This is a genomic window from Kordiimonas sp. (assembly GCF_048260245.1).
Classification (GTDB): Bacteria; Pseudomonadota; Alphaproteobacteria; order Sphingomonadales; family Kordiimonadaceae; genus Kordiimonas.
The window spans coordinates 1-25,036 of sequence record NZ_JBLXGZ010000006.1; the positions used below are offsets into that span (position 1 = coordinate 1).

Genomic DNA, 25,036 nt, shown 5'->3' on the forward strand with positions numbered 1-25,036 from the left:
GGAACATGCGGTCACCATTGCGCATAAACTGTTGCGCAATCGCCGGCGACCCAGGATAGCTCGTTTCGCCGTGCTTTTCACGGAAATCCTCTATCAGTTTCAAGTAACGCTCGGCGGCGGTTTTTGGTGCGGCCGGTTCATCCACTGCAGAGATGCCTGTTTCATGCTCTCGCGTTTTCTGGGCCTCCGGGCTTGAGAGGTCATAATAACCGCGACCAGCATGGCTGTCATAGACGCTGAAAGAGCCCGCATTGGTGTGCATGTGCTCCAGCAACAACATGAAAGTCAGGTGCTTGTGCACATCGGCAAAATTACCGGCGTGGTAGACGTGCTGATAACTGAGCATGCAGGGTTTTCTTTCCTATACCGAGAGTATTTCTGCGGCGATTTCCTTGAAGGGGCGACTTTCGTCTTTGAGCAGGCTCACGTCAATATCTATCCGTGCTGCGATCAGTTTTTTTGCATTCATGAATTCTGCAACGCGTCCCACACAGTCTGCAGCCAGCATTTTGCCGTCCCTCATATAAAAGAAAGCGACGGAGCGTTCCTCCGGGTTGCCTCGGACGACAAGGGTATCATAGCCTTCCGATAGGCCCGCGATCTGAAGCTTGAGACCATACTGATCAGACCAGAACCATGGCAAGGCGTCATAGGTCGCGTCGTCCCCCATGATATGCTCGACCGCCACCTTGGCCTGATCCACGGCATTTTGAACCGACTCAAGCCTCATGCCGCGGCGATAGAACGGGTGGTTGAACCAGGCAACGTCGCCTACCGCATATATATCAGGGTCTGACGTTTGACAGTGCGCGTTAACCTCAATCCCGGTGGCGGAAGCGGCAACACCTGCGTCCGCCGCCAGCTCAATGTTTGGCACCAGTCCGATCCCTGCCACGATCATATCGGATTCGAAACGTTCTCCGCTTGCTGTGATAACCGCAGTTGCCCGGTCGTTTCCTTCAATCTCAGTGACCATCTCCCCCGTATGGATCGTGACACCTTCTTGCCTGTGTAGCTGGGTATAAAAATCGGAGACCTCGGGCGCTACCACGCGCGCAAGGATGCGATCTGTGGCTTCCAGGACGGTGACAGCCTTGCCTGCCTTGCGCGCAACTGCTGCCACTTCAAGCCCGATATAGCCGCCGCCGATGATGACTATGCGCTTAGCTGTGTTAAATTCACCGCGCATGGCGTCGGTGTCTGTCATGGTGCGGACATAATGAATGCCTGCCAGGTCTGCGCCTTTGCAGGACAGTCTGCGGGCATGGCCGCCCACCGCAAGGATCAGCTTGTCATAAGGCATTGTCTCGCCGTCAGCGAGGCAAAGTGTCTTGGCGTCTCGGTTGATGGTGCTGGCACGGGCACCAAGCTTCAGTTGGATATTGGCGCCTTCATAAGCCTGCTCCCGCAGGATGGGCAGGCGCTCGGCACTGATTTCGCCCGAAAGATACATCTTGGAAAGCGGCGGGCGCTGGTACGGCACGACCGGTTCGTCGCTGACGATTGCGACGTCGCCGACAAACTTTTTCATCCTGAGAGACGTGGCAATCTGAGCTGCGGCGTGACCGCCTCCGACAATGACAAGCTTCATCATTCTTTAGTTTCCCCCATGTATCAAAGAGCTTTCAGCGGCAGACGCGGCGGCCGCCGTAACCAGTTGTCAGCCGGATAATGTGCCGAGCCATCAATCACATGCAAGGTATAAGCGTGACGTGATTTATCTGATCTGTTGGCGCTGGACATATGCGGGAACTTGCCACCGAACACGAGAACTGTACCCTTCGGCGCTTCAAGCGGTACCTTTTTGTCTTCTTCGAAGGGAGTATCGTCCAGCCGTTCCGTATAGGTGCCGTCCCCGTCTTGTGCGCGGCGGAACGCCTCACGGATCCCTCCGGTTTTGTGCCCACCCGGAATACCCCACAGGCAACCGTTCTCTGTTGTTGCGTCTTCGATCGCGACCCATAGGCCAAGGCAGCTTTCAGGTTCTGTACGCAGGTATGTAGCGTCCTGATGGCACACGACTTCACCACCGATATGAGGCTGCTTGAAGATATACATGGACTGCAGCGGCAACGGTTTCTTTTGGCCCAATCCCCGGCAGATCAACCTGAACCTGTCCTGCCGCGCGAACTGGCTGAAGGTTTCGTCAAGATCGTGCATTGCATGGCCAACCTTGTTCAGCGCCAGATGCAGCGGCTTTGTGAGTTGGCCATCTGCGCCAAAGGCCTCTTCTTCCATGAAAAAACGAATTTCATGCCCTGATTCCAGAAAATACTGATCCTGTGCATGGGCCTCTGATGTGCTTGAAAACACCGAGCGATGTTCGCGGGCATCAAAACCCTTGACCATTTCATTCATGCGGTTTTGCAGTAAGGCGCACATTTCGGCGCTGACCAGACCGTCCAGTACCAGCACGCCGTCTCTTTCAAAAGCATCACGCATTTCTGGTGTAATGCCGTTAAACTCACTCGCATCAAAACGAGGAATCATCCCCTTGCTCCCGGGTGGGGCTTGGCCCGCCGATTGGACACGGTGTCCGACGGAGGTTAATTTAGGCGCCGCCCCGATGGCCAAATACGAAGCACAGCTTCAAGGGTGCGTCAAGCCTTGCAGGGGCTCCTTGGGTGGGCTAGGTGATGAAGTACGTTTTTGTTCTGGGGGAATTTGGCCATGACGCTGTTTGAAATATTGATACTGGGTGGGCTTCTGCTTTTGCTGATGATTGTGGCTTTGCTCATTATCAAGGTGTCGGCGCTTGGCCGGATTGTGAACGACGGCGAGGCCGAGGGCCACCTCATCCGTATAGATGGCCGCTTGAGTGACATGGTAACGGCGGCAGAACGACGTGAACAGGCGACACGAACGGAGCTGTCAAGCCAGTTCCGGGATAACCGCGAGGAAGTGGCTAAAGCAATTGCGGCGCTTGGGGAAACAGTGCGCAAACTGGGCGCGGATCAGGCTACTCAACAACAACAGTTCCGGGACAAGCTTGATGAAAAAATGAAAGAGCTAAGGACCGAAAACAGCCAAAAACTGGACGAGATGCGGCGCACGGTGGACGAAAAGCTGCAGACAACGCTGGAAAAGCGTCTCAGCGAAAGTTTCAAGTCAGTATCTGAGCGGTTGGAACAGGTGCACAAGGGGCTTGGCGAAATGCAGACATTGGCCTCCGGTGTCGGCGATCTCAAGCGTGTGCTGACCAATGTGAAATCTCGCGGTGGCTTTGGTGAGAAAGAACTTGAGATACTGATTACCGATTTTCTCAATACGGACCAGTATATTGCCAACTTCGACTGCGGGAAGAAATCTGGTGAACGGGTTGAATTTGGCATTCGGGTCCCTGGGGCTGGCCGTGATGTTTATCTGCCGGTTGATGCCAAATTCCCAACGGAAGACTATGAGCGGCTGCTTAACGCCGCCGAACTTAACGATCAGGAAGCAGTCAAGCTTGCAGGCGCTGCCCTTGAAAAGGCTGTACTGCGCTTTGCTAAGGACGTGTCTGGAAAATATATCAACCCGCCGCATACAACAGACTGGGCTGTCCTGTTTTTGCCGACCGAAGGGCTTTATGCCGAAGTGTTACGCCGTCCGGGCCTGTTCGAACGGCTGCAACGCGACCACAGAATAACAATCGCAGGCCCCACCAACCTGCAGGTGCTTCTCAGTACCTTCCGCATGGGCTTCCGGCAGGTGGCGCTGCAGGAAAGGGCCAATGAGGTGTGGGATGTGCTTGGAACGGTCAAGCTTGAGTTTGGCCGGTTTGGCGACCAGATTGACCGTATGGGCAAAAGCCTGACCTCTGCCCTTAATCATGTTGAAACGCTGGATCGGCGCAAGCGTATGATGCTGCGCGCGCTCAAGAATGTTCAGGCGGTAGAGGAGAGTACCGCAGACGCGCTTCTGGAGGACAAGGACAGCGAATAATCTCAAGCTTCTTTGACGGAGGTCAAGTCTTGCGTCCGGGCATGGCCATAGGGTCGTTGCAGGTCACGAGAAAAGGAGCAGATGATGAGTCATGTCCCACACGAGCTGCGCGAAGAATTTCCTGAATTCGCCGATACCATCCACAAGCTCAAGGAAGAAAACGCGCATTTCCGCCGTGTATCTGAAGAATATCACGAAGTTAACCGGAGCATTCATCGGCTGGAAAATGGTGACGAACATGCGTCACAGTTTGACGAAGATAACCTCCGCAAGGAGCGTATACGGCTGAAGGATGAGATATATTCGCTGCTGAAGACCGCATGATTAAGTCTCAATATAAAAAGTAATATGAAAGATGGCCGGGGAGGATTGCTTCTCCGGCTTTTCTGCTTGCATTGATGGCAAGTGCTTAACCCGAAGTACTTAGCTAGGCAGAATTTTATCTTTTTCCTAAAATCTTATCTTAATAGACTAGGTGCCGTGCCTCCCGCTTGGGTTGCTGGCCCTGATGGCTGCATTGTTCGCCGGACTGTGGCCAAAACATGTCCTGAATTGCGGTGAACGGTGCTTGAAACAAGGTGGAGGCCATTGAAATCAATTCGGCCCAATACTAAATTATAACTGTAGCCGGGAGCGAAGACTCAAACATACAAAAGGCTGCAAGACGACAGTAGCAACGCCGCAAAAGATAGATCGCGGCATAGATGGCTGACGCAGGAAGCTGCGTGTACAGCGAGGAGAGAGATATGTTTACTGAATTCATGCGCGACGTGAGCCAAGGCTCGGTCGCCCCTTTCAGAAAAGAGTCAAGCCGCCGGGAGAACACCCGGTCCTGGCGCCGTAAACGGCGATCGGCTCGGCTTTCGCGGGTTCCGCTCTCAGTCTAGCCGACTGAACGGTGAATCATTGAGCCCGCTGTTGCATCCAGCTTAAGTCTCTGTGCATCGACGTGTTAGAGCAGCAGCAGGTTCAGGCCGGGCCGGGGTATGGTCGATACCCCCTGACCCTAGCCCCAAGCGCCTACCTTGGCCCGGCCAACCTTATCTGTTTCGAGTACCCTGTTTGTTTTGAGTAAGGAGCGTCCCGTCCACGGCGCTCTGCTATTCTTTCCTAAACCTACCCAAGCACTTAATGGCGCCCCTGACCCTGGGGGTGCCATTTTCTGTCAAGACGCGGTCGGTGTCGACCAATCGTCGATCGCAAGGACAATAATACGTGAGACGCCGCCTTGCACCCCCTCAAAGGGATACAGGTGCCCCTCAAAACTATAGAGCCGACCACTTTCCAGCATGTATTGATCGCTGGTGCGGTTGACGACAAGATTGTCAGCGGCTTCGTTGAAATTGTGGACATAGCTTTCGTAGCGTCCGCCGATATCCAGTTCGTCCAGATACTGACCGGTAAGATCTTGCCCATAGGCCGCCACTACGGATGTGCCCGCAAGCCGGTACCGGTATCGGCGTGGGTTGTTTTCTACTTCAAGCAAGGACATGTAGGGTAGGGCCTCTCTGGGGACGTCATTGACGTTAAAGTCAAGAAAATGTGGAATGCCGCGATCGCCTCTTAAGGCGTGCCAGTAGCGGTCAAAAGCTTTGGCAATCGGATGCATATCAAATAAAGTCCGCATGATTGTGCTTGAAATACACCATGCAGCCCGAAAGAGGGGCCGGTCAAGCCGCAATTGGATGCAGGGTGCCTTTCGCACTACTTTAACCCGATACCGGGCTTTAATTGCCGTGATTAACGGCGTGAAGAAGAATTGATTGATGGACCTATTCGAGCGTGTTGGCCTTGATACAGCCTCAAAACCGGATTGGCGGTTCGAGGCAATTCTGGAACGTGAAGGCTATACGTCTCTGTGTGGCGTCGACGAGGTGGGGCGTGGCCCTCTCGCTGGTCCTGTGGTCGCTGCAGCTGTTATTCTGGACCCACAGTGCGTACCGGACGGTCTGAACGATAGCAAAAAGCTGAGCAAGAAAAAGCGCGAGGCACTTTTTGACCAGATCTATGAACAGGCGATAGCGGTATCTGTCGCGCAAGCCAGTGTGGAAGAAATAGACGAGATCAATATCCTGGAAGCTTCGATGTTAGCTATGCGCCGGGCTGTCGCGGGCCTTGTGGTTGAAGCGCAGGCAGCGTTGGTGGATGGGAACCGGGCGCCGGGGCTTGAGATTCACACCCGCACGCTCGTTAAAGGCGACGCCCGGTCCCTTTCCGTTGCTGCAGCGAGTATCATTGCAAAAGTTTTTCGTGACCGACTGATGAAAAATCTGGGTCAAAAGCACCCGGAATATGATTGGGGCTCAAACGCAGGATATGGTGTCGCCAAACATCTCGCTGCACTACGGCTTGTGGGTGTTAGCCCTCATCACCGTAAATCTTTTGCACCGATTCGAAAGATTCTGAATGAAGAATAGCTTATAACTAGCTGATTCATATTAAAGAATCACTTGACCTCGAATCGAGTCGGAATCATAATCCGCTCAATGGTTCGCCGAAGCTTGAGCAAAAATGCCGCCCAGAATTGGGCAGTTTCGGCCTGTTGGCTCCAGGGACGGGGCCTGTAACCGGGACGGAGAAAATTGATGGCTGAAGCAAAAAGCGCGACCCGCACGGGTGGCGGGCTTAAAACGCTGCCTGTGAATAAAATTGTTCAGGGCGATTGTATCGATGTAATGAATGCGCTGCCCGAAAAGTCGGTCGACGTTATTTTTGCAGACCCCCCCTATAACATGCAGCTCAAGGAAACGCTGTCTCGCCCTGACAACAGCAAGGTGGACGGTGTTCATGACGCATGGGACAAATTCTCAAGCTTTAACGCTTATGACGAGTTTACATACCGCTGGCTCGCTGCTGCCCGCCGGGTGCTTAAGGATACCGGCACTATCTGGGTGATTGGCTCGTACCATAACATCTTCCGTGTTGGTACTGCGCTTCAGAACCTTGAATACTGGGTCCTGAATGACGTGATCTGGCGCAAGTCAAATCCGATGCCAAACTTCCGTGGTACGCGTTTCACCAATGCACACGAAACGCTCATCTGGGCGGCCAAGTCGGCGGACAAGGGCGGCTATACGTTCAACTATGATGCCATGAAGGCCATGAATGATGACACGCAGATGCGCTCCGACTGGACGCTGCCGATCTGCTCAGGCAAGGAGCGCCTGAAATCCGGCGAGAAGAAGGCTCACGCAACGCAGAAGCCGGAATCGCTTCTGTACCGGGTGTTGATGTCTTCCACTAAGCCTGGCGATATTGTGCTTGATCCCTTCTTCGGCACAGGCACGACAGGTGCTGTGGCCAAAATGCTTGGCCGTAATTACATCGGGGTCGAACGCGAGACAGATTATATCAAGGTCGCGCGTGAGCGTATTGCGGGTGTCGAACAGCTTGATGATGAAGCGCTCGGCTATACCGAAAGCAAGCGCAGCCAACCACGTGTGCCGTTTGGCTCAATTGTCGAGCGTGGACTCATCACACCTGGCACCACACTTTATGACAGCAGCCGCCGGTACGCCGCGCGGGTACGCACGGACGGAACGCTGATCTCTGAGGCTGAAAAGGGTTCGATTCATAAGGTGGGCGCCAGTGTGCAGGGTGCGCCGGCGTGCAACGGCTGGACCTTCTGGCACGTTGAGAAAAAAGGCGAGCTTCTGCCCATCGACGTTTTTCGTCAGCAGGTTCGCGCTGAGCTGAATTAAAGATCGGCGTGGTGCTGGGTGTTGTTGCGTGGAAAATAAGCCGTGCGAGCATGGTAGGGCAATGAAAATATATCTTCATATCGGAACCCACAAAACCGGCACCACATCCATTCAGGCCTTTGCAGAAAAACATCGTGCCTGGCTGCTGAATTACGGTCTCTACTGGCCCCAGACCAGTAGCATCAGGCCAGCCAGCACCCAGCATACCATCCTTCTGGAGTTGATCCGCGCCGGTAAGGCTGACAACGCGTCGGACTATGTGGTGCAAGAGATTATGAGTGCTGAGCGAAGCGGCGCTCAAAGCATGCTTTTATCAGGAGAGGGGTTCGCGCAGGCGAGCGATGAAGAAATAGAAATATTTCTTGGCATGCTTGAAGGCCATGATGTTCAGGTTATCGCCTATTTCCGGAACGTCTATGATTACGCCCGTAGCTCTCTTATCCAGCATATGAAGTATTCCGACCGACGGCCACGTGTTGGTCTGCTCTATCGCAGCATACAAACAAACCTGAATTACAGCGCGCTACTCAAACGCTGGCAACGATTTCTGCCGGATGATGTCATTAACGTCTATAGTTACGAAGATGAAAAACAGGCTTTGTTACCGACGTTTTTCGCCCGTCTTGCCGTGCCGGAAGACGGCGTGCGCACCCGGCTTGCCCCGAAAAGCTATCGCAGTATTGACCCCTCGCTGCAGTTGCTGCTTGCATGCATTGAAAATGATCGGGGCAGTATAGATTTTAACAAGACCAGCGCGGCTTACCGGTGGGCCTTCAAGGGACGGCGAACTGTTTCGCCGCTGATCAACGATATGGTTGCAAAAATCTGTGAGGATGCTGGGCAAAAGCTAAATCACCCGCTTCTTAAACCCTACCGCAAAAAGTTATTGGCTGTGCCGGCGGTAGCGCAATCTCCCAGCCTGCGGGAGCAGGCGATATATTTTACCTCGCTTGCGCGGTTTTCAAGGCGTATGGCGCGGCGCAAAAGGTTTGAATCCAGTGGCTTGTATCCGCTATGGCAGCGATTGAGAATTAGGCTGCGTCGCTACCGGAAGCACGGTTCTAAATGATACCTCCGGCTGTGTGGATGCCCGTCCGCGCAGCTGATCAAAGGCGCTCTCCCTGCCCGGGGAGGGCGCCTGTTTTATGTTTGGGCGTGGTGGCAAAACTATCCACAATTTTTTCTAATCTGTATTGATTTTATGCACGCAATACCGACATGATTTTCATCGCCGGATATTTGTGCGGCCGTCGGTCGCCCCGGCATGGTGCAGTTCATGAAATGTGCGCCTGTTGCTTGTTTGGAGAATAAAATGAGCAAAGAAAAAAGTACGAAAAAAGAATTGAAGAAAAAACCAGCCCTCGACAAGAAGGCAAAAAAAGCCGCCAAGGCGACAAAGAAGTCTCCGTCTTATCTTGATGATTGATCGCAGGCTGATTTGCTTCCGGGACTAGTGTTGAAAGAATGGGCCGCTTACGCGACCCATTTTCATTTACTGTCGCCGAGGGCGGCGATTTTTCTGAACACGGTGGGCAAGCCAACGTCTTCTAGTTTGTCCTGTGGATGCCAGAAACCACTTTCCACATTATGCCGGGCGCTGGCTTTGGCTGCGACAAGCTGTGTTTCCAGGTGAAAATGCGTGAAGGTGTGTTTTGCCAGTCCCTCAACCGGTTTCCAGTAATCGTTGGTTGGCACATGCTCAAGCCATTCAGGTTTGGTGGGGAAGTCGGCCCGTTCGACCCACGGTGTTGAAAATAATCCCGGCATCGCACCCAGCAGGCCTTTGGGCGGCCTGCGTTCCAGTAACAGGTGGCCGTCATGCACCAGCCAGAAGGACATGGCGCGGCGGGTTGGCTTGATCTTTTTAGGCGCCTTGACGGGGTATGCTTCCATGTCGCCCTCTGCCTTTGCAGCGCAATCTCGGTTGAGCGGGCATAAAAGGCATTTGGGTTTCTTTGGTGTGCAAACGCCTGAGCCAAGGTCCATCATTGCCTGTGCAAAATCACCCGCGCGCTGCTTTGGTGTAATCTCTGCCGTACGTGCCTTGATCGGCTTTTTGCCGGCGGGCAGTGGGTCGCTTATGCGAAACAGACGGCTGACGACCCTCTCCACATTGCCGTCCACAACCACGGCACTTTCACCAAAGGCAATGGCAGCGATGGCAGCAGCCGTATAATCGCCGACGCCGGGCAGTGCGCGTAGTTCTGCCTCTGTTCGGGGGAATTGCCCACCATGCTCGGTCGCCACCACGCCCGCACATTTGTGCAGGTTGCGCGCCCGGGCATAATAGCCAAGGCCCGCCCATTCGACCAGAATGTCGTCAAGGGGGGCATCGGCTAGAGCAGTAACCGTTGGCCATCGGCGCAGGAATTTCTCAAAATAGCTTTTGACGGTTGCCACGGTGGTTTGCTGCAGCATGATTTCAGACAGCCATACATGATAGGGCTCGGCATATGCGCCGGGTGCCGAGCGCCAAGGAAGGTGGCGGCGGTTGGCGTCGTACCAGTTAAGGAGTTTGTCGGCGATACTCATGATCACAAGGCGCTGAAGTCTTCCGTTTGTCCTTGCCCGTGGGCGGGGCATCAGGTAGCACAGGACCATAGCGCGGCCTTGCCCAGTTGCAAGCAAAATGGCGGCGCAAGGAACAAATGGTGGGCGGGACATATGGCGAAAGCGCCAATCAAAAAGGCAGACAGTAAAAAGAACGCCTCCGACAGGCGCAGGTATACCGCAAGCGCGTCTTCTGTCGCACGGTCGCTGGTGACGCCTGCCATGCGCGCCAAGGGCTTTGCCCAGGTTGAGGTTGTCACGCGCTGGGCGCATATCGTCGGGCCGGAGCTTGCCGCCAGCACGGTACCTGTCAGCCTGCGCTTCCCACGAGGGGAGCGCATGGGCGCGACGCTGGTGGTGCGCTGTGAATCGGCCTTTGCGCCGCTTCTAAGCCATAAGGCAGGACGGGTGATCGAGATGGTGAACAGTTTTTTTGGCTATGCCGCTGTTGCCAAGCTTGAGTTGAAACAAGGCCCGTTGCCGCACCGTACTCACCAGCCACTCCTTGAAAAAAAGCCCCTGAGTGCAGAGGCAAACCAGAATCTGACTACTCTTGTGGGTGATGGGGAGTTGAGCCCGTTGCGTGCAGCGGTTAAAAGTCTTGGGGAATATGTTTTCTCGGGCAGCAAAAAAGACCAATGAACAAATGGGATATGAATGTGTTTAAAAAAGCAGTAGTGGCCGCAGTCCTCCTCGCCTTCTCCCCTGCCATCAACGCGCAAGACAGCGCAGAAGAGGTGGGGCTGAGAGGAGAACTGATTTACGGCGACAAATCCGCCAAGATCGAAGTCATCGAATACGGCTCCTTTACATGCCCGCACTGTGCCCACTTTGCCACCGATGTGTTGCCGAAATTGAAGGCTGAATATGTAGACACAGGTAAAGTGCGCTTTGTCTTTCGCAACTTTGTGCGCGACCGCTATGACATGGCTGTTGCCGTCACCAGTCGCTGTACGGAAGGTACTGACACAGCGAAGGCAATGACCGAGACATTTTTTGCGCAGCAGAAGGAATGGATGACCTCCGACAATCCGTATGAGCAGATGTCGAGCATCGCGAGTGATGCGGGGGTCAGTGAGGAAAGCCTGAGCACATGTATTTCCGATCGCGGCTTGCAGGAACACCTGATTGAGATGCGCAATTTGGGCATTGAAAGGTACCAGATCAATGCGGTGCCAACCATTATCGTTAATGGTGCCAAGATTGATGCGCACTCCTATGATGCGCTGAAGGCGGCAATCGACGCTGCACAATAAATTCGGCTTTTCTTGCGGATGGCACGTTTTAAAAAAGACTCGTCACCGTTTCAAATGAGATGTAAATACAATATATGGTGGGTGGAGACGTTATGAACTACAAGAAGAGCTTATTTCCTTTTCACGTGACAAGCGCAGCTATGGCGGTTTTGCTGCTGACGGCATGCGGTGAAAAAAACGATGGTAAGGCGACAAATGAGGCTGCCGCGGTTGCGATGACGCCTACCGCCGTTCCGGCGGATGTACATGCTGAGCAAGGCACGTGGGGCGATATCGTCTATGGTAGCACTGATGCGCCGGTGACTGTGGTAGAATACGCATCACTTACATGTGGCCACTGCGCCAATTTCGCCAAAGATTATTTCCCTGAGTTCAAGAAGAAATATGTGGATACAGGCAAGGTCCGTGTGCTGTACCGCAACTTCGTTATGAACCGGGTCGACCTGACGGCTTCTGCGGCCGCGCGTTGCGGCGATATGGAGGTTACACACAAGTTGACCAGTGTGTTTTTCGCGCGGCAGAACGTTTGGGCACGGTCGCAAAATCCGGTGGATGAATTGGCGTCACTTGCACGCCGGGTTGGTATCAGCCGTACAGAATTTGACCGCTGCGTAAACAATAAAGAAATGCACAAGCACCTGATGTCCCTGACTAAAACAGCGGTTGATGAATATCAGGTCAATTCCACGCCCAGCTTTTTTGTCAATGGTGAGCGTATGGAGTTCACCAACTTTGAAGACCTTATGGAAAAAATGGATAAAGCCATCGACGACGCCAGCTAGCGGTGTCGTTGGACCGGTAGCGCGGGGCAGCGCTGCCGCCAAGTCGAACAATAGGGGGAGTTTGGCGCAGCCATGCGTTTTTCGCGTTTGCGTTTATCCGGGTTCAAATCCTTCGTCGATGCGACCGAGCTCCATATCGAGCGCGGTCTGACCGGCGTTGTGGGCCCGAACGGCTGCGGTAAATCCAACCTGCTTGAGGCCATTCGCTGGGTGATGGGCGAAAACCGGGCCAAATCATTGCGGGGCGCTGGCATGGATGATGTAATCTTTGCCGGTACGGACAAACGCTCCCCGCGCAATATGGCCGAAGTCACGCTGGTGATTGATAATCACGACCGTTCCGCCCCGGCTGACTATAACGATGAAGATTTTATCGAGGTCACACGCCGGATCGAGCGTGAGAGTGGTTCCGCTTACCGCATTAATGGCAAGGATGTGCGGCAGAAGGATGTGCAGCTTCTGTTCGCTGACGCCGCGACTGGCGCCCACTCGCCTGCACTCGTAAGCCAGGGGCGTATCGGCGCGCTGATCAACGCCAAACCGCAGGACCGCCGTGCCATCCTTGAGGAAGCCGCAGGCATATCGGGCCTGCATACCCGGCGCAAGGAGGCGGAAAGCCGCCTGCGTGGGGCGGAAGGCAACCTCACGCGCCTGCAGGACGTTATTCAGGCGATGGAAAGTCAGGTGCAAAACCTGAAGCGGCAGGCCCGGCAGGCTGTCCGGTACCGCGATATATCCGGCGATATAAGGAAAGCTGAAGGTAGCCTCCTGTATCTTAAATGGAAGCAGGCATCCGAAGAAGTTATCACGCTGGAGCGTACTTTGCGCGAGGCGGAGAAAGCTGTGGCAGAGGTCACCGAGGTTGTCGCCGGGCTGTCTAAAGGCCAGGCCGTGGTGGCTGCGGCATTGCCGCCGCTTCGGGAGGCGGACGCTGAAGCCGCAGCCAAGCTGCAACGCCTGACCATCGAACGCGAGAATCTGGAAAAAGAGGCGGCGCGGCGAAAGGAAGCAGCTGCGAGCCTGCGTGCAGCACTTGAGCAGATTGCCGCAGACCGTGCCCGCGAACAGGATATCGCCAGCGACGCGACCGCTGCCGTTGACCGCCTGCGCACTGAGCGCGAACGGCTTGAAAAAGCCCGCGACAGCGAGAAGGCGAATGAAGTCAAGGCGCGTGAGGCGTTGGATACGGCGGCGAAGGCCGCAAGTGCCGCCGAATCAGCATATGACACCCTGTCTGAACAGGCGGCACAGGCCCGCGCACGGCGCTCAAGCCTGGAAAGTGACAAACTGGCCATCGCACGGCGTACCGCGCAGCTGGAGGCTGAGCAAGTCAGGCTCAAGGGTGAGATGGACTTGATCACAGCGGAAGATGAAGTGCTGTCTGCGCTCAAAGCCGCAGAAGCGTCAGTCACCAAAGGCGAAGAACGCCTTGCTCATGCCGGTGAAGCGCTCCATGGTGCGGAAGCGGCTACCCAGCAGGCCCGTGCCAGCCGTAATGACGCCGACGCCGTGAAGTCCGAGCATGAAGGCCGGGTGAAAACGCTCACCGGAGAGGTCACAAGCCTGAGGCGTATGTGTGAGCATGAAGGTGCGGGGGGCGAAGTGCCGGTCTCGGCTGATGTGCGCGCCGAACCGGGCTATGAAGTCGCTGTTGGTGCGGCCCTTGGCGACGATGCGGAAGCGGGTACATCTGACGGCGCCTCACGTTTCTGGACTGTGCGCAGTAAGCTTGAGGCGCCTGATTGGCCGGATGGGGCTGGCCCTTTGGCGTTCCACCTTAACGCGCCGGAGATCCTCTCGCGCCGGGTGGCCTATACGGGGCTTCTCAATGACGGCGCGGACGGTGACAGCATCGCGGCGGAACTGAAACCCGGCCAGACCTTGGTGTCAAAAGATGGCGGCCTGTGGCGCTGGGACGGTTTTTGCCAGCGCGCTGGCGCGCCGAGCGAGGCGGCGATCAGGCTGGAACGCAAGAACCGGTTAAGTGCGCTTGAACGCCAACTTGAGGATGCCGAGAAAAAGGCGGCAAGTGCGGTGGCGGCTGCGCTTTTGGCGGCTGAGGCCCACCAGAAGGCCCGCGAAGCCGAAGCCGCGCAGCGGCAGGTGCGTGGGGATGCTGAAAAGGCGCTGGGTGAAGCGCGCCGTGCGCTTGTCGGCGCTGAGCAGGAAGCCAGCCGCCGCGCAAGCAAGGTGTCTATGCTCAAGGACACGCTGGCTCGTCTTGCGCAAGAGGAAAAGGAGAGCCTCGCACGCCAAACGGCCATAGATGAGAAGATCGCCGAATTGCCGCAAAACGCCAAACTTGAAACAGAGCTTCAGGCGATGCGTGGTAATGTTGAGACCTTGCGCACCGACCTGAGCCACGCCCGCGCTGCATACGATAGCCTGCGCCGTGAGGCCGATGTGCGCAACGACCGCCTGAGCGCAATCCGCACCGAATCAGGCGCCTGGGAACTGCGGGTCAAGAGCGCGGCCAAACAGCTTGCTGCCCTTGATGAGCGGCAAGCGGATACCGAGCGCCAACTGGCGACAGCGGAAGCCAGCCCTGAAGACATGAAAGCGCGGCGGCAGGCGCTTCTGGATGCCATCGCGCAGGCAGATGCGATCCGCAAGGATACCAGCGACAAGTTGCGTGCCGCAGAAATCGAACTGGCCGAAAAAGACCGTGCGCTCAAGGCTACCAGCGAAGGCCAGGCAAGCGCGCGGGAACGGCAAATCAGGGCTGAGGCAGCGGTTGAGAATGCCGTCAGCCGCCGCAAGGATATCGCCACCCAGGTGGGCGAGCGGTTTGAATGCGCGCCAACCCACCTGCTGGAAAAAGTGGGCCTTGAAGCCAGTGACAGCCTGCCTGATGCGGCGGTGCTGGAAAGCAGGCTGGAGAAGTTGAAGCGGGAGCGCGACCGCCTTGGTGCTGTGAATCTGCGTGCTGATGAGGAGCTGACGGAGATTGACGAACAACTCACGCATCTGACGGGCGAGCGCGCCGACCTTGAGAACGCCATCGCGCGGCTGAGACAGGCCATTTCGAATCTGAACCGCGAGGGTCGCTCCCGCCTTTTGGCCGCGTTTGAAGTGGTCAACAGTCACTTCGGAGAACTGTTTAAAAGTCTGTTTGGTGGTGGTGAGGCGCATTTGGAGCTGACCGAATCCGACGACCCACTGGATGCAGGGCTTGAAATTTTCGCCAGCCCGCCGGGAAAACGGCTGCAGGCGCTGTCGCTGTTGTCGGGCGGGGAGCAGGCCTTGACGGCACTTTCCCTTATCTTTGCGGTATTTATTACCAATCCGGCTCCTATTTGTGTGCTGGATGAGGTCGACGCGCCGCTTGATGACGCCAATGTTGAGCGTTTCTGCAACCTGCTGGATGAGATGATTGACCGCACTGATACGCGCTTCCTGATCGTGACCCATAACGCGGTGTCAATGGCGCGGATGAAGCGGTTATTCGGTGTGACTATGGCGGAACGCGGAATTTCTACCCTCGTGTCCGTGGACCTTGAGCGCGCCGAGGAATTCCGCGAGGCGGGTTAAGTTTGTATTTTTGTAATAATTCAATAATTTCAATAGCTTAACTTATTTCTATTGGTTCTTGACACAGGGTGGGGCGTTCACTATGTTGCAGGCGCCTTTTATGGCGCTTCCTTATTGAGGAGGTGGCCCGGCAGAAACGTTGGTCAAACGCGGTTTCACGAAGGGGCGACGGGTTATGGGAAAGTATGATAAAGACCCTGAGCCGACAACCTTCGAGATGCGCTTGAGCCGAGCCCGTCAAAAGGCCCAGTCACAAGATGCCGATGTACCGGCGTCGCCACTGGGAAGGGCCTTGACGATGGGCGTTCACATGGTTGTCGGTGTGGTCGTAGGTCTGATCCTCGGCGTCAACCTTGATGAATGGCTTGGCACGTCCCCGCTTCTTTTGATCCTGTTTGTGCTGATTGGTTTTGGCGCAGGCTTGCGGAACGTTATCCGTGATGCGATGCGTATGCAGGCCGATGCCGACCGCGAGATGGAAGCGGAAGCGCTGAAAAAGGCAAACAAGGCTGATAAAGCCGATAAAGATTGACCGCGATCCGCATGATGCGGGTTGCCCTAAACAAAGAGATGGTAGCCGTGGCAGGACCTCTTGAGCAGTTTAAAATCACCCGGTACGCCGAAATGGAAGTTGCCGGGGTTGATGCTTCCTTCACCAACAGCTCCCTTTGGATGGTTATTGTTGTGACGTCTCTCACCTTTTTCCTGGTGGGGGGTATTCGCAAGAGCGCGCTGGTGCCGGGGCGCTGGCAGTCCATGGTTGAAATGGCGTATGAATTTGTCGCCAATATGGTGAAAGAGAATGTGGGCCGCGAAGGCAAACAATATTTCCCTTTCATCTTTACGCTGTTCATGTTTGTGCTGGGCGGTAACCTCGCCGGTATGCTGCCCTACAGCTTTACAATTACGAGCCACATCATCGTGACCCTCGCGCTTGCGCTTGTCGTGTTTGTTGGTGTGACGCTTCTCGGTTTCATGAAGCACGGGTTCGGCTTCCTGAAGCTCTTTGTGCCTTCAGGGGTGCCAGTGCCGCTGTATCTGCTGATTGTGCCGGTTGAGGTGCTGAGTTATTTCACGCGCCCTATTAGCCTGTCGGTACGTTTGTTCGCCAACATGATGGCGGGCCATATCATGCTGAAAGTGTTCGCCGGTTTTGTCGTCAGCCTTGGTGCTGCCGGTATTCTTGGCGCCGGTGCGGCTGTGCTGCCCTTCGCTTTCAACATCTTCCTTGTAGGGCTCGAACTTCTGGTCGCGTTCCTGCAGGCATATGTATTCGCCATCCTTTCCTGCATCTACCTGCATGATGCCCTGCATCCAGCGCACTAAGGTTCAGGAAAACAAAGTTTAACTTAGAGATAATCCAAATCTTCTCATAAACGAAGGAACGAGAAAAATGGACGTTGAAGCTGCAAAAATGATCGGTGCTGGTATCGCAACCCTCGCACTCGCTGGTGTTGGTATTGGTCTAGGTAACATCTTCGGTAGCTTCCTGTCGGGCGCGCTTCGCAACCCGTCGGCTGCACCAAAAGTGTTCGGCAACCTGCTTCTGGGCTTCGCACTGACTGAAGCACTCGGCATTTTTGCCCTGCTTATCGCTATCCTGCTTCTCTTCGTCGTTTAATAAACAACGATTTGAGGCCCTGCCCCGGAAGACCGCTTGCGGTAATGTCCGGGGCGACAGTGATCCGGCCATGGGCACCTCTGGTGTTCTGTGGTCACTCCAAAGCGATTGAGACAGGCTATGGCAGAAACGCACACTGAAGTGGCTGACCACGGGCAAGGTGGGCTTCCACAGTTCGACGCCACTACATTCGAGAGCCAGATCGTCTGGTTGTTCCTGAGCTTTATCGTTCTTTTTGTGATCGTGTCCCGCATGGCGTTGCCGCGTGTGACAAAGGTTCTTGAAGAGCGGGAAGAGCGCATTGCAACAGACCTTGATGCAGCTGAACGTCTCAGGAAAGAGGCCGAAGATGTCAGGGATGCCTATGAGGTGTCCGTGGCGGAAGCTCGCAAAAAGGCGCAGGAAACCATTCTGGCTGCCAAGGAAAGTATTCAGGCGGACATTGCCAAGGCTCAGGCTGAGCTTGATGCAACGCTTGGTGTTAAGGCTGCCGAAGCCGAAGCCCGTATTGAGAAAGCTCGCGCGGACGCGCTAGCCGATATTGATAAGGTTGCCGGCGAAGTCGCGGCTGAAATGGTCTCGAAGCTTGCCGGGGTCGAGGTTGACACTAAAGACACAACGAAGGCTGCGAAAGCGGCTCTCAGCGACGTGAAGGGAGCTTAATGATGGCATCTGGCGTACCCTTTTACATGGACCCGACCTTCTGGGTTGCCGGTTCGTTCGCTGTGTTTGTTGGCGGTGTTGTCTGGAAGAAGGCACACAAAAATATTGCAGCAATGCTTGATGAGCGTTCTGCATCGATCCGCGCACAGCTTGATGAAGCGCAGGAACTTCGGGAAGAAGCCGAGAAACTTCTGAACGAATACCAGCGGAAACGCCGCGACGCTGAAAAAGAGGCCTCTGACATGGTGGCCCAGGCAAAGCAAGATGCGAAGATCATGGCGAAACAGGCGAAAGCCGACATCGAAGCCATGGCTGCGCGCCGTACCCGTGCCGCTGAAGCGAAAATCGCGCAGGCTGAAGCCCATGCGGTGAAAGAAGTTAAAGCAGTGGCGGTTAACGCCGCTGTCGCAGCAGCGTCTGCCGTGTTTGCAGACAAGCTGAAGGGCAAGGAAGGCGGCGCCCTTGTGGACCGCGCCATTGCCGATGTCGAAGGCAAGCTGCACTAAGTATTTTCGTGTACTGAGTATATTTTCACTGTTCTGAGTTTTGAGACGCCTCGCTTTTTAGCGGGGCGTTTTTTCTTGGCCGAAACCTTGTGATCGGCTACCCATCAAGCAAAGGCGACAGGAGCGGACTACGGTGACAAAAGAACAAGCTGGCAGATTGATGAAAATGGCCACATGGGCGGCGGTTAGCGTTGCCTCAAGCCTTGTGGTTGCCAAGGCCGTTGCCTGGTGGTTTTCTGGTTCCGTTGCCATGCTTGGTTCGCTTGCAGATTCGTCGCTGGATCTCGCGGCATCGCTTGTGACTATGTTCGCTGTGCGCCTTGCTCTTATTCCGCCAGATGATGATCACCGCTTTGGTCACGGCAAGGCCGAGGCGCTCGCAGGCCTTTTTCAGGCTGCTGTAATGTCGGGTTCTGCTGTCTACATTTCGCTTGAGGCTATCTCGCGTCTATGGAATCCGGTGGCACCTGAACGATCAGACCTCGTGATTGGTGCTTCGGCTATTGCGGTCATTTTGTCATTAGGGCTGGTCGCCTTCCAGACTTATGTCATCAGACACTCCCGGTCGATTGCTATTGCCGGTGACCAGTTACACTATAAGGGTGACCTGTTGCTGAACGCCTCTGTCATTGTGTCTGCTGTCGCGTCAGCCATGGGCTTTCTCTATGCCGATGGCATCTTCGGCGTCCTGATTGGTGGTTATATTCTCTATGGTGCTTATGGTTTGGCCCGTCCGGCTATCGACATGCTGATGGATAAGGAGTTTGACGACGCCGAGCGTGAGCTCATTTTCAATATAGTGATGAACAACCCTGAAGTGCTTGGCCTGCATGAGCTCAAGACCCGTTCTTCCGGCAGGGACCGCTTCATTCAGATGCACATCGAGGTGCCGGGCAATATGACTGTGGCGGATGCTCACTTGATCGCCGACGAGGTTGAGGCCACACTTGGCGAGCATTTCGGTGACACAGAAATTTTCATCCACATGGACCCACCAAGCCCGCAATCCGACGAACTGACGACGCTGGAACTTATGCGACAGGAAGATGCATGATAAAAATTTATGGCATAAAAAATTGCGACACCGTTAAGAAGGCGCGCAAGTGGCTGGAAGCCGAAGGGCTTGAGCATAGCTTTCATGATTTCCGTGCCGACGGTCTGGACGCTGGCATGATGGCGCGTTTTGTGGACGCACTGGGCCATGAGGCGCTGCTGAATACGCGCGGTACGACGTGGCGCAAGCTGGATGACAATACCAAGGCCAATATGAGTGCCGAGAAGGCTGCAAGCCTGATGGTTGAACATGAAGCCCTGATCAAGCGCCCGGTGTGGGAGAAGGAGGGCGCATACCGCCTGGGCTTCGCCGCCAAGGACATGGATGCGCTGAAGGCATGGTTGAAGGCTTAGGAGGAGAGCGCCGTGCGAGAGATCTCATTCTATCAGGTTGACGCTTTCACTAGCCGGCCTTTTACGGGTAATCCGGCCGCGGTGTGTCCCTTGCCTGAATTCCTTGCAGACGACCTGATGCAAGCCATCGCGGCTGAAAACAACCTTGCTGAAACGGCCTATATCGTAAGACGCGCTGGCGGGCATTATGATCTACGCTGGTTCACTCCCACAGTAGAGGTGGAGATTTGCGGCCACGCAACGCTGGCCAGCGCGCATGTGGTTTTCACTCACCTTGAGCCTGATCTCGAGGATGTGCAGTTTGAAACCCGTTCCGGCACGATGGCGGTGACGCGGCAGGTAGACGGCAAACTGTGCCTTGATTTTCCCAACTATCTGCCGTTGCCATTCTCGTTGCCCACTGGCCTTGGCGTGGCAATGGGACGTGAACCCGACGCCGTGCTGAAAAGCGAGGCTGGCGACCGGGACCTGCTGCTCGTCTATGCGTCGTCTGACGATGTTGCGGCGCTTGCGCCCGACCTGAGCGCGCTTCAGGCCTTCGCGCCATACGGTTTTGTCGCCACGGCACCGGGGCAGGGTGCTGTAGATTTTGTTTCGCGCTGCTTTTTCCCCAACCACGGTATCCCCGAAGACCCGGTGACAGGTTCCGCCCACTGTGTGTCAGCGCCATACTGGGCTGACCGCTTGGGTAAGACGCACTTGTTCGCGCGGCAGATATCGGGCCGGGGCGGAGACCTGTGGCTTGAGGTCACGGACACCCGTGTGAAAATTGCGGGTTTTGCGGTTGAAGTCATCCGTGGCACGCTAATGCTGCCTGCCTAAAAAATAACGAACCTTTTCCCACCCTGTTGCGTCCTTAGGGAGTAGAAGAGGATGCAAGATCGTGCCCATGGATGAAACCCGCGCAGAAGAAGACCTGCTTGTCCTTGCGGCAAAAGGCGGATGCCGCCGGGCCTTTGCCGATCTTTTCAAGCGCTATAACAAGCCACTGGTCCGCTTTGCCTATCGTTTGTCAGGTGACGCGGGCCTCGCACATGATGCCGTGCAGGAAGCATGGCTCAGCCTTGCACGGACAATACGCACCCTTGACGACCCGCGTGCCTTCCGTATCTGGATATACCGTGCGGTGCGTTGGCGGTTGGTGGATATTGTTCGCAAGCGCGGTGACGTACCGGTCCCGCTTGACGACATGGAGTTTGCAACAGGCTCCGGCGAGCCTGAGTTGGCCACACAAAGCCAGCTTGATAGCCACATGGCCGCGCTGAGTGCGGCGGACCGCATTGTGCTTACCCTTTTCTACCTTGAAGATATGAAGCTCTCGGAAATGGCAGCGGTGCTGGAGCTTCCTCTCGGCACCGTCAAGTCACGGCTTCACCGGGCCCGAGCCCAGTTACGACAGCAAATGGCAGGAGACGACAATGACTAAACTTGATGAACGCATTCGTGCGGAACTTGAACGTGAAACCGGTGACATCGACGAACTGCTCGCCAGCAAGGACGGTCTGCCCGATATGGTCGCGGCGGCCTACACCGGCGGGCTCAGGCGCTGGATGTGGCTAACGGGGGGCATTACCCTGGTGGTCACCGGACTGATGTTCTGGTGCGGGTACCGATTTTATATCGCACCCGGCACCGATGACCGTGTGTTCTGGGGTGTGTGGTTTCTCGTGGCGCTTAACGCGCAGGTGGCGCTCAAACAGTGGCAGTGGCTTGAAATGTACCGCTCCTCCATGATGCGCGAGATCAAGCGACTGGAGCTGGTGGTGGCGAAACTGGTGCGCGCGCGGCGTGATGTGTAGGCTTGGGCTTGCTATCCTTATGCCTTGCGCTACCATTACGGGGCACACGGCATAAGGGAGCACACCAATGACCACAGTTCACGATTTCACCTGCGAACGCCTGAATGGCAAAACGGAAGACCTGAGTGCCTATAAGGGCAAGGTTCTGCTGATCGTGAACACGGCATCCAAATGTGGCTTCACGCCCCAGTTTGAAGGGCTGGAGGTGCTTTACAAGGATCTCAAGGACAAGGGGCTTGAGATCTTGGGCTTCCCTTGCAACCAGTTTGGCAAGCAGGATCCCGGCAGCAATGATGAGATTGGCGAGTTCTGCCAGATCAACTATGGTGTCAGCTTCCCGATGTTTGCCAAAATTGACGTGAACGGCGAAGGCGCGGCACCATTATACAAACACCTGAAGGCCGAGAAAAAGGGCGTGCTGGGCTCGCAGGGCATCAAGTGGAACTTCACCAAGTTTCTGGTGAACAAGGAAGGTGAAGTCGTCAAACGCTTCGCGCCCACTGACAAGCCCGAAGCCATCCGCAAGCATATTGAAGCGTTGCTTTAAATCACAGTTAAGGTGAACAGGTCATGAGAGGAGAATATGAGAACTGGTTGCGCACGGTAAAAAAATATGCGGATGGCACAGTTACTGCTCAGTTACATCGTGCAGGACGTGTAGAGAAAGAATATGGCGATCTAGATCAACAATACAAAAAAGATAAGCTGGACTCTGTCATCGCGGAATTGACATATAGTACTGCAGACGAAAGGCGGAACAAACCGAATCCCTCTAAGATACCCTTCAATGGTAATGTTCGGAGCAATCTATCTTCTTATAGCTTCGCAGCCTCTCTATATCGTCAGTTTCTTGAGGAGTGTGAAGAGGAGTTTGATGTCGCGGCTGAGCCTGAGGATTCTAATTCTTAAAATCAGTATTCAGTTCCAGAAAAGAACTTATTTGGGTTGGAGCGCGATATGCAGCGCTCGCTTAGGGAAACATTGGATAGCCTCGAAACGGGTTTGCAAATCGCGGATGGGGGCGTTGAGCGGCGGGTTTCATCTGGATATATCGATATTTTGGCGCGTGCGCAAAATGGCGATCTTGTTGTCATTGAGTTAAAGGCAGGGAAAGCCAGAAGAGAAGCTGTAGGCCAAATACTGGGATATATGGGAGATTTGGCCGAAGACGAGCCTGAAGATGCTGTTCGCGGCATTATCGTTGCGGGCGAGTTCGATTCAAAAGTGTTGTCAGCTGTTCGTTTGGTCCCTGCTATCACACTAAAGAAATACAGCATCTCCTTCAACTTCGAAGACTGTTAATGTGATCACATTTTTGCTTTTGTAGGCTGTGCAAAAGCGATATGCTTCCCGGCACGGCAGCAGTATTTGGCCGGTCATGCGGGGGAATAGTATCATGTCCAAGCTTTGGGACATCAGCAGACGCGATTTTATGGGCGGTGTGGCGCTTGTGGGGCTGGCCGCAGGCATGAGCCCCGTGGCTGCCGTGGCCGAAGGGCTGGTGAAGTCGGACGGTGTGTGGACATACCCACCCGCCAAAACCGGTATGCGCGGCAGCCACGTGGGCAGCTTTGAGGTTGCCCACGCCATCTCGTGGGAGGGTAAAACCTTCGAACGGCCGAAGGATGCGACCGACGGGCTTTATGATCTTGTCATCGTGGGTGGCGGCATCAGCGGGCTGGCGAGTGCGGTGCTGGCGCAGGAAAAGCTGGGTGGTGACGGGCGTATCCTGATCATCGACAACCATGACGACTTTGGCGGCCACGCCAAGCGCAATGAATTCACCGTGGACGGCAAAACCCTGATCGGTTACGGCGGTAGCCAGTCGATTGAGGCCCCGGGCCACTATAGCGCGGGTGCAAAAGCATTCCTTGAGACGCTGGGCATCGATACCGAAAAATTTTACCGTTATTTTGACCAGACCTTTTATGAACGCGCGGGCCTTGGCGTGGCGGTTCATCCGAACCCTGAGCGTTTCCCCGGTGGTGAATTGATCCCCATCGGGCCGGGCGGCGGGGCAACTGCGGTTTGGGCGGCCCATGACGATGACGGCAAGAAGCGCATCGCGGCGATGATCGACAAACTACCGCTGGGCGACGCCGACAAAAAGGCCATGCACCACTGGCTGGTGGAACAGCCCAATTGGCTCGCGCATATGTCATTTGATGAGAAGATCGATTATCTGCGCAGTCATTCCTATGAACATTGCATGCGTGAATATGGCGGGCTTGGTGAGGATGCACTCACGCTGATGCGCAACGAGGTGACGGGCCTGTGGGGGCTGGGTTGGGATGCAATATCGGGCCTTGAGGCGGCACGGCTTTGGCAGGGCGGCACATTGGGCCTTGGGCTCGACCCCGAGACGCTGCCCAAAGCCTACACATCGGAGGAGCCCTATATCTTCCACTTCCCTGACGGCAACGCCGGTGTGGCGCGGCTGGCGGTGGCAAAGCTGATCCCCGATGCGCTGCCGGCGCATTCGATGGAAGACGAGGTGCTCGCCCGCGCGCACTACGACCGGCTTGACCGCGAGGAGAATAACGTGCGCATTCGGCTTTCAAGCACCGCTGTTCAGGCGGTGAACACCGATAAGGGTGTTGAGGTTACCTATGTGCGCGACGGCAAGGTGGAGCGCGTGGAAGCGCGTGCGGGCATTATGGCGTGTTATAACCATATCCTGCCCTACATCATGCCGGAGTTGAGCCAAACACAGCGGGAATTGCTCGACTGGGCAGAGAAAGTGCCGCTGGCGTATATCACCGTGGCACTGCGCAACTGGCAGGCCTTCAAGAAGGCCGGGGTGCATTATGTCTTCACCCCCGGTGCGCTGTTTTCCAACTATTCGCTCGACTTCCCTGTCTCGATGGGCGGCTATGCCTTTGCTGCCAAACCGGAGGACCCCATCGCCCTGCACATGACCTATGTACCGACAGCGCCAGGCCTGACCTCGCGCGAGCAGCACAAGGCAGGCCGTTATGAGATGTACGCCCTGACATTCGAGGACTTCGAGACCGCCATTGTGGATGAGTTGACGCAAGCCTTTGGGCCTTATGGTTTTGACGCAGAACGCGATATCGCAGGCATTACAGTCAACCGGTGGCCACACGGCTATGCCTATGAATATAATGAGCTTTATGACGGCGACTGGAGCCCCGAAAAAGGCCCGCACATCGAGGCGCGTGCGCCCGTTGGCAAATTAGCCATCGCCAATTCTGACAGTTCCGCTTACGCTTACGTCAACGGCGCAGTTGACGCCGCAATCCGTGCCGTGGATACGCTGTACGGGGCATAAAAGC

The 25,036-nt window shown here is 55.4% G+C and carries 28 protein-coding genes; 23 read left to right on the forward strand and 5 right to left on the reverse strand.

The window, feature by feature from the left end; translation table 11 throughout:
* From rlmJ to ACN0VM_RS04845, 3 genes are all read right to left on the reverse strand, one after another.
* Positions 1 to 346: 23S rRNA (adenine(2030)-N(6))-methyltransferase RlmJ (rlmJ, locus tag ACN0VM_RS04835; protein WP_417449721.1), on the reverse strand; the 346-nt coding region annotated here is incomplete at its 3' end.
* Positions 347 to 361: 15 nt separating this feature from the next.
* Positions 362 to 1,594 carry an NAD(P)/FAD-dependent oxidoreductase gene (locus tag ACN0VM_RS04840; protein WP_417449722.1) on the reverse strand — a complete coding sequence of 411 codons (1,233 nt, stop codon included), beginning with the start codon at positions 1,592 to 1,594 and terminating at the stop codon, positions 362 to 364.
* A 20-nt stretch (positions 1,595 to 1,614) separates the two neighbouring features.
* Complete coding sequence (locus tag ACN0VM_RS04845; protein WP_417449723.1) at positions 1,615 to 2,490, reverse strand: phytanoyl-CoA dioxygenase family protein; 876 nt, start codon at positions 2,488 to 2,490, stop codon at positions 1,615 to 1,617.
* A gap of 180 nt (positions 2,491 to 2,670) precedes the next feature.
* On the opposite strand from ACN0VM_RS04845, the gene ACN0VM_RS04850 reads away from it, so the two are divergent.
* Positions 2,671 to 3,924, forward strand: a complete 1,254-nt coding sequence (locus tag ACN0VM_RS04850; RefSeq protein ID WP_417449724.1) for a DNA recombination protein RmuC — start codon at positions 2,671 to 2,673, stop codon at positions 3,922 to 3,924.
* A gap of 84 nt (positions 3,925 to 4,008) precedes the next feature.
* Complete coding sequence (locus ACN0VM_RS04855) at positions 4,009 to 4,248, forward strand: YdcH family protein (RefSeq protein WP_417449725.1); 240 nt, start codon at positions 4,009 to 4,011, stop codon at positions 4,246 to 4,248.
* 841 nt (positions 4,249 to 5,089) lie between these two features.
* Here ACN0VM_RS04855 and ACN0VM_RS04860 read toward each other — a convergent pair.
* Positions 5,090 to 5,551: a PAS domain-containing protein gene (locus ACN0VM_RS04860; protein ID WP_417449726.1), complete on the reverse strand. Its 462-nt coding sequence runs from the start codon at positions 5,549 to 5,551 to the stop codon at positions 5,090 to 5,092.
* A gap of 139 nt (positions 5,552 to 5,690) precedes the next feature.
* Here ACN0VM_RS04860 and ACN0VM_RS04865 point away from each other — a divergent pair, with 139 nt between their 5' ends.
* The 3 genes from ACN0VM_RS04865 (at position 5,691) to ACN0VM_RS04875 (ending at position 8,694) form a co-directional block, all read left to right on the forward strand.
* Complete coding sequence (locus ACN0VM_RS04865) at positions 5,691 to 6,341, forward strand: ribonuclease HII (protein ID WP_417449831.1); 651 nt, start codon at positions 5,691 to 5,693, stop codon at positions 6,339 to 6,341.
* A 168-nt stretch (positions 6,342 to 6,509) separates the two neighbouring features.
* Complete coding sequence (locus tag ACN0VM_RS04870) at positions 6,510 to 7,625, forward strand: site-specific DNA-methyltransferase (RefSeq protein ID WP_417449727.1); 1,116 nt, start codon at positions 6,510 to 6,512, stop codon at positions 7,623 to 7,625.
* A gap of 61 nt (positions 7,626 to 7,686) precedes the next feature.
* Positions 7,687 to 8,694, forward strand: a complete 1,008-nt coding sequence (locus ACN0VM_RS04875) for a hypothetical protein (protein ID WP_417449728.1) — start codon at positions 7,687 to 7,689, stop codon at positions 8,692 to 8,694.
* Between the two features lie 419 nt (positions 8,695 to 9,113).
* Here the strand turns inward: ACN0VM_RS04875 and mutY are convergent, their stop codons facing one another.
* Positions 9,114 to 10,157, reverse strand: a complete 1,044-nt coding sequence (gene mutY / locus ACN0VM_RS04880) for an A/G-specific adenine glycosylase (RefSeq protein WP_417449729.1) — start codon at positions 10,155 to 10,157, stop codon at positions 9,114 to 9,116.
* 132 nt (positions 10,158 to 10,289) lie between these two features.
* On the opposite strand from mutY, the gene ACN0VM_RS04885 reads away from it, so the two are divergent.
* The 18 genes from ACN0VM_RS04885 to ACN0VM_RS04970 all read left to right on the forward strand — a co-directional run bounded on the left by ACN0VM_RS04885 (position 10,290) and on the right by ACN0VM_RS04970 (position 25,032).
* The gene (locus tag ACN0VM_RS04885; RefSeq protein ID WP_417449730.1) at positions 10,290 to 10,817 is read left to right on the forward strand and encodes a DUF721 domain-containing protein; all 528 of its coding nucleotides are present in this window, start codon (positions 10,290 to 10,292) and stop codon (positions 10,815 to 10,817) included.
* Positions 10,818 to 10,834: 17 nt separating this feature from the next.
* Positions 10,835 to 11,431, forward strand: a complete 597-nt coding sequence (locus tag ACN0VM_RS04890; RefSeq protein ID WP_417449731.1) for a thioredoxin domain-containing protein — start codon at positions 10,835 to 10,837, stop codon at positions 11,429 to 11,431.
* A gap of 92 nt (positions 11,432 to 11,523) precedes the next feature.
* The gene (locus ACN0VM_RS04895) at positions 11,524 to 12,213 is read left to right on the forward strand and encodes a thioredoxin domain-containing protein (protein ID WP_417449732.1); all 690 of its coding nucleotides are present in this window, start codon (positions 11,524 to 11,526) and stop codon (positions 12,211 to 12,213) included.
* Between the two features lie 72 nt (positions 12,214 to 12,285).
* A complete protein-coding gene (locus ACN0VM_RS04900; RefSeq protein ID WP_417449733.1) occupies positions 12,286 to 15,744 on the forward strand; it encodes a chromosome segregation SMC family protein in 3,459 nt (1,152 codons plus the stop codon).
* Positions 15,745 to 15,919: 175 nt separating this feature from the next.
* Positions 15,920 to 16,276, forward strand: a complete 357-nt coding sequence (locus ACN0VM_RS04905) for an AtpZ/AtpI family protein (protein ID WP_417449734.1) — start codon at positions 15,920 to 15,922, stop codon at positions 16,274 to 16,276.
* Positions 16,277 to 16,314: 38 nt separating this feature from the next.
* The gene (locus tag ACN0VM_RS04910; protein ID WP_417449832.1) at positions 16,315 to 17,070 is read left to right on the forward strand and encodes a F0F1 ATP synthase subunit A; all 756 of its coding nucleotides are present in this window, start codon (positions 16,315 to 16,317) and stop codon (positions 17,068 to 17,070) included.
* A gap of 67 nt (positions 17,071 to 17,137) precedes the next feature.
* Positions 17,138 to 17,365, forward strand: a complete 228-nt coding sequence (locus ACN0VM_RS04915) for a F0F1 ATP synthase subunit C (protein WP_020400691.1) — start codon at positions 17,138 to 17,140, stop codon at positions 17,363 to 17,365.
* A 120-nt stretch (positions 17,366 to 17,485) separates the two neighbouring features.
* Complete coding sequence (locus ACN0VM_RS04920; RefSeq protein WP_417449735.1) at positions 17,486 to 18,028, forward strand: F0F1 ATP synthase subunit B'; 543 nt, start codon at positions 17,486 to 17,488, stop codon at positions 18,026 to 18,028.
* On the forward strand, positions 18,028 to 18,534 hold the full coding sequence (locus ACN0VM_RS04925) for an ATP F0F1 synthase subunit B (RefSeq protein WP_417449736.1): 507 nt from the start codon (positions 18,028 to 18,030) through the stop codon (positions 18,532 to 18,534). The genes ACN0VM_RS04920 and ACN0VM_RS04925 overlap by 1 nt, the downstream gene beginning before the upstream one ends.
* Positions 18,535 to 18,667: 133 nt before the next feature.
* Positions 18,668 to 19,588, forward strand: coding sequence for a cation diffusion facilitator family transporter (locus ACN0VM_RS04930; protein ID WP_417449737.1), 921 nt, complete (start codon positions 18,668 to 18,670; stop codon positions 19,586 to 19,588).
* Entirely contained in the window at positions 19,585 to 19,941 is a 357-nt protein-coding gene (locus ACN0VM_RS04935) for an ArsC family reductase (protein WP_417449738.1), read from the forward strand. Before ACN0VM_RS04930 ends, ACN0VM_RS04935 begins: the two co-directional genes overlap by 4 nt.
* Before the next feature lie 12 nt (positions 19,942 to 19,953).
* Positions 19,954 to 20,763, forward strand: coding sequence for a PhzF family phenazine biosynthesis protein (locus tag ACN0VM_RS04940; RefSeq protein ID WP_417449739.1), 810 nt, complete (start codon positions 19,954 to 19,956; stop codon positions 20,761 to 20,763).
* A gap of 67 nt (positions 20,764 to 20,830) precedes the next feature.
* Complete coding sequence (locus tag ACN0VM_RS04945) at positions 20,831 to 21,367, forward strand: RNA polymerase sigma factor (protein ID WP_417449833.1); 537 nt, start codon at positions 20,831 to 20,833, stop codon at positions 21,365 to 21,367.
* Complete coding sequence (locus ACN0VM_RS04950) at positions 21,360 to 21,740, forward strand: DUF6768 family protein (RefSeq protein ID WP_417449740.1); 381 nt, start codon at positions 21,360 to 21,362, stop codon at positions 21,738 to 21,740. The genes ACN0VM_RS04945 and ACN0VM_RS04950 overlap by 8 nt, the downstream gene beginning before the upstream one ends.
* A gap of 67 nt (positions 21,741 to 21,807) precedes the next feature.
* On the forward strand, positions 21,808 to 22,287 hold the full coding sequence (locus ACN0VM_RS04955) for a glutathione peroxidase (RefSeq protein WP_417449741.1): 480 nt from the start codon (positions 21,808 to 21,810) through the stop codon (positions 22,285 to 22,287).
* A 23-nt stretch (positions 22,288 to 22,310) separates the two neighbouring features.
* Complete coding sequence (locus tag ACN0VM_RS04960) at positions 22,311 to 22,649, forward strand: hypothetical protein (protein ID WP_417449742.1); 339 nt, start codon at positions 22,311 to 22,313, stop codon at positions 22,647 to 22,649.
* 48 nt (positions 22,650 to 22,697) lie between these two features.
* Positions 22,698 to 23,042 (forward strand): endonuclease NucS domain-containing protein, encoded by a 345-nt coding sequence (locus ACN0VM_RS04965; RefSeq protein ID WP_417449743.1) that lies wholly within the window; start codon positions 22,698 to 22,700, stop codon positions 23,040 to 23,042.
* A 94-nt stretch (positions 23,043 to 23,136) separates the two neighbouring features.
* Entirely contained in the window at positions 23,137 to 25,032 is a 1,896-nt protein-coding gene (locus tag ACN0VM_RS04970) for an NAD(P)-binding protein (protein ID WP_417449744.1), read from the forward strand.
* The last annotated feature ends 4 nt before the right edge of the window (positions 25,033 to 25,036 follow it).